The 4,148-nt window shown below is 62.4% G+C and carries 4 protein-coding genes; 1 reads left to right on the top strand and 3 read right to left on the bottom strand.

Annotated elements, in window-relative coordinates:
- The 3 genes from GXY33_02390 to GXY33_02380 all read right to left on the bottom strand — a co-directional run.
- Positions 1-1,210, bottom strand: a 1,210-nt coding sequence (locus GXY33_02390; protein NLX03973.1) for a hypothetical protein, incomplete at its 3' end; no start/stop codon positions are given.
- A 54-nt stretch (positions 1,211-1,264) separates the two neighbouring features.
- Positions 1,265-1,981 (bottom strand): prepilin-type N-terminal cleavage/methylation domain-containing protein, encoded by a 717-nt coding sequence (locus GXY33_02385; protein NLX03972.1) that lies wholly within the window; start codon positions 1,979-1,981, stop codon positions 1,265-1,267.
- Complete coding sequence (locus tag GXY33_02380) at positions 1,978-3,126, bottom strand: substrate-binding domain-containing protein (GenBank protein NLX03971.1); 1,149 nt, start codon at positions 3,124-3,126, stop codon at positions 1,978-1,980. Before GXY33_02380 ends, GXY33_02385 begins: the two co-directional genes overlap by 4 nt.
- 294 nt (positions 3,127-3,420) lie before the next feature.
- Here GXY33_02380 and GXY33_02375 point away from each other — a divergent pair.
- Positions 3,421-4,148, top strand: a 728-nt coding sequence (locus GXY33_02375; GenBank protein NLX03970.1) for a hypothetical protein, incomplete at its 3' end; no start/stop codon positions are given.

Raw genomic sequence — 4,148 nt, 5'->3', positions numbered from 1 at the left:
GGTTAAGCCGCTCCACCGGAACCAGCTTCGGCGACTCGCTCCAGCGGGCCAGCGTGTCGGCGTCCAGCACGATCGCCCCGAACGGCGTGCCCAGCCCGATCGTGCCCACGCCCGCCGCGCGGTGGACCACCAGCTTGCTCTCGGTCCATTCGATCTTCTCCGGCCGGTGCTGGAAGACCAGCATCACCGGAATCTCCGGCGTGCCGTCGTTGCTCAGCAGAACCAGATGATTGTTCGGCATCCGCGATGGGTCGAACGTCTCACCGCGATCGATGAGCTTGGCCCGCTTGCTGCCGGTGATGACGATGGCCGCTGGGCCGCGGGTGGCCTGGCCGTCCTGGAACGAGAATTCGAAGGCCGGCGCATCGGTCTCGACCTGCACGCCGGGCGCGAGAATGCTGTAGCGGACCTCCTGGCGATATGGCTTGCCCTCGCCCGCTTTGACATCTCGCCGCCAGCGGAAACTGGTCCAGTCGGCTTCGACCGCGTCATCCGCGTAGACGCCCAGGTCGATCTCGTATTCGAACCGTCGGGCGAAGCCCGCCCGATTGACCTCGTAGTCCCCCTTCTCCACCACTTTCCGCTCCGGCGCCGTCGCCCCAGCCACGCCGTAGTTGAACTGGAAACTCTCCTGGTCGCGGCCCGGCTTGAAGTAGTACCACGCCCGCTCGATCGAGTTGAAGTTCACGTTGTTGATCAGCAGGCCGTTGGGCTCGAGCCGCCAGGCGAAGTGACCGCCGTTGCCACGATGGGCGCCGGGCCAGAACGTCAGGTCCCCTTCTCGGCCCGCCGGGGCTGGATCCTCGTCCCACGGAAACTTGATATTCGGATCGCGCTCCCATCGCACATCGGCTGAGGTGATCGCCGCTTCGCCGCCTTCCGGACCCGTCAGCGTGATCTTCCAGATGTGGTGAAACGCCAGCGGATACGGGACAGCGACATCCGACTGATCGACGCAGGCAAAGTCCGCCAGCGTCAGCAGTGCCGCCAGTTCCGTCTTGCTCTCCGTCGCCACTGTGGCCTGCCATCGCCGCTTGTCGATGCCCAGAAGCTCGACCACCACGTTCTCCGGCGCAGCCGCCTCGAACGACACCTTCAGGATCATCGCCGTCGTGTGCGGGTCGGGTGCGTTGTCGATCGGCGGTTTGATTTCCATTGCCGACAGCGAGAGAGCGGAAACCACAGCGATCAGCAGAGCGCGACGAACCATGGAATTCTCCCGCGACAATCTTCGATTGCGCTTGAAGCGGAATGCGAAGGAGCCTTATCGATCAGATGGATACCAGTACCAGCCGTATGTGAGATCCGGCCACTGCGAGTTCTCATATCGAAACTCGTACGCCGTGACGTGGCCGTCGAGAAACAACACGTTGGAGAGCTGCCGCTGCATGTGCCCATACTCACGGATGTTCCATATCCAGAACAGGTAACAGAGGTTCTCGCGCCGCTCGCCGATGGTGTTCTCCACGATCGGGTTGGACACATTATCGCCAATTCCACGCCAGCACTCCATCATCAAAGCCCAGCCGTCCAGGCTGATCCGCTCCGTGATCGCGTCCATTCGTCCCCGCTCGTTCCAACCCGGCGGCAAGGTGATCCACGCGTTGAGAATGTAGCTGCGCAGGTCGGTGGTCGGCGTGTATTCCGGCTGGTGGTCCGGGCAGTGAAAGACCTCCGGAGCCGTCAGATACCCTTTGACGATGAGCATGGAACTCCACGCGCTGCCCCACTCGCCCATGTCCGGCCCGTAGACGACCGCCGGGTACAGCCAGCCGTCCCAGTCCTGAACGTACAACTGTGTCGCCTGCCCGATCTGCCGCTGATTCGAGGCGCAGGCGACCAGACGCACCTGTTCCCTCGCCTGCGTCAGCGCCGGCAACAGCATCGCCACCAGCACGGCGATGATCGCCACGACGACCAGAAGCTCGATAAGTGTAAAACCCGTCATTCCCTGCGCACCACTCGCTCTGCTGTATCTCATGGCATTGCTCCCGTCCGGATGTCCTTCAGGATCGCCTCGAGCCCGTCGCCCGCGCGGACCCTTCCGCCGCACGATTCGCGAACCACCAGTGTGCTGGCCGCTCCACCCCTGGCCTGACGCGATCCGTCAGACGCCAGCGCCTGGGCGTGGTTCAGCATGGCTGAGGCCACGTAGTCGTAATCGAACTGGATCGTCGAAAGCGGCGGGTCCGAGCTCCGCGAAAGCGGAATGTTGTTAAACCCCAGCACAGCCACGTCTTGCGGAATCCGCAGGCCGAGCTTGTGGGCCGCCGTCATCAGCCGCAGGGCGTGATCGTCGTCGTAACAGATTACCGCCACGTCCCCCGCCGTCGAAGCCAATCGCCCTGCGACCGCATCGACTCCGTCGGCGCGCTGTCCGACCAGGTGCACCAGGCTTGGCCGATCGTGCTGTGAAGCCATACGCGTGAACGTAAGCACCCGCTGGCTGAGAACCTCGTTCTGCATCGTATCCGGACCGAACATGGCGATGTGGCCGAACCCCAGGGCCACGAAGTACCGGTACGCCATCTCGACCGCTGAGGCGTCCGACTGCCCGAAAAACGCCGGGTCTTCGTAGCACAGGTGCTCCAAGCCGCCGATCGGCCGCGACAGAACCACCGGCCGCTCCAGTCGCCGGATCAGGTCCACAACCTCCGTCACCGACGTGGGATACGGCATCCACGGAATAATCAAAGCCGAGCATCCATCCTTAATCATCTGGTCCGCTTTGGCGACGGCTGAGACGCCCAGATCGCTGACCGTCCGGATGCTCAGACCCACCTCCCGGCGCTCCGCCTCTTCGTGAAGGTGGTGCAACAGTTGCATGGCAAAGTTGTCCATCCGAGAGAGGCAGATCATCCCAAGCACGGAGCTGGCAACCCGCTGGGAATAGTCCCGATCGTCCAGCCGCCGTACAAACGTCCCCGCTCCAACCCGCCGTTCGATCTGCCGATCCTGCTCCAAAAGCGCCAGTCCCCGCCGCACGGTGTGGTAGTTGCAGCCGAGCCGTTTGGCCAGTTCCCGCTCCGACGGCAACCGATCACCAGGTTTGAAACCGCCGGAAGCAATCATTTCGACCAGCATACCCCTGACCTGCTCGTAGATGTAGGGCTTGTGTTTTGCCATAGTGATGGTGGATTAGTAATAATAAACTGCAACTATAGCACTATAGCTCTTTATACCAACTGCTGCGCATCACGTCAAGGGATTCCGGATCACCGGGGAAACCGCGGGTGTTTCTGTGTTTCCTTGGGGCGGCTCGGCGGTCCGATTGTTCGAAGTGGTGGAACAGCCGGATGACGTGACATGATTGGGAATTGTCTCTTGCCTGTGTTGCGTCGGTTGGGTATGTCTGGGCGCGGCGTTTTGGCTGGTAGTGACTGGTCATAAGAAATTGTTGGCAGGCGGAAGGAATAGGCTATGAAGACTGGGCTGGGCGGTTCACGGATGCGGGAGACGGCGGTGAATGTGGAGAGCGTTCGGCGGTGCGGGGCTATGGCGTTTCGCGATCTGCGGCGGCACGATGGCCTGCATACGCCGCTGGCTGAACGGACGGTGTTGGAAGGTAATGCGGTGAGTTTGGACAGTGCCAACGGAATCGCCGTTGAGGATGGGCAGGTGCTGCTGTTTGATCTGGGGCGGGTGATTAAGGGGACGTTTGAGTTGGAGGCGAACGTGCCGGAGGGGGCGAAGGTGGTTTTTGGGATCGGCGAGGCGGGCGAACCGCTGCGGACTTATCCAGCGGTTTGCGAGGGTGATGGTGCGTGGCGGGTGTATCGGCCGGATATCGAGCGGTGCAAGGATACGATCGATGCGGCGTACACCGGGCTGCGGTTTGTGTGGGTGCGGTTTGAGGGATTGTCGGAAGCGGCGCGGGTGCGTCGGGCTCATGGCGTGCTGCGCGCTTACGAGTGCGAGGAGATCGGCTCGTTTGAGTGCAGCGATCCGATGCTCAACGAGATCTGGCGGATGTGCGCGTGGTCGGCGCGGCTTTGCATGGAGGATGGGTATCGCCGGGCGGATGGGAACTTGGGGGATTATGACGGGGCGCATTCGGTGACGACGGCGCTGGTTCTGGATCGGGTGGATCGGTTTCCGTGGGCTGGGGATTCGCGGATCATCAACGACGCGATCATGCACGCGTTCGG

The sequence above is a fragment of the Phycisphaerae bacterium genome, assembly GCA_012729815.1.
GTDB lineage: Bacteria > Planctomycetota > Phycisphaerae > JAAYCJ01 > JAAYCJ01 > JAAYCJ01.
The sequence above is the reverse complement of the archived record's forward strand: the minus strand, read 5'-3'. Positions and strand labels throughout refer to the sequence as shown.

Bases quoted from the DNA above. Each gene is read 5' to 3' on its own strand.
- GXY33_02385 (NLX03972.1), bottom strand. From the start codon at position 1,981: ATGAGATACAGCAGAGCGAGTGGTGCGCAGGGAATGACGGGTTTTACA.
- GXY33_02380 (NLX03971.1), bottom strand. From the start codon at position 3,126: ATGGCAAAACACAAGCCCTACATCTACGAGCAGGTCAGGGGTATGCTG.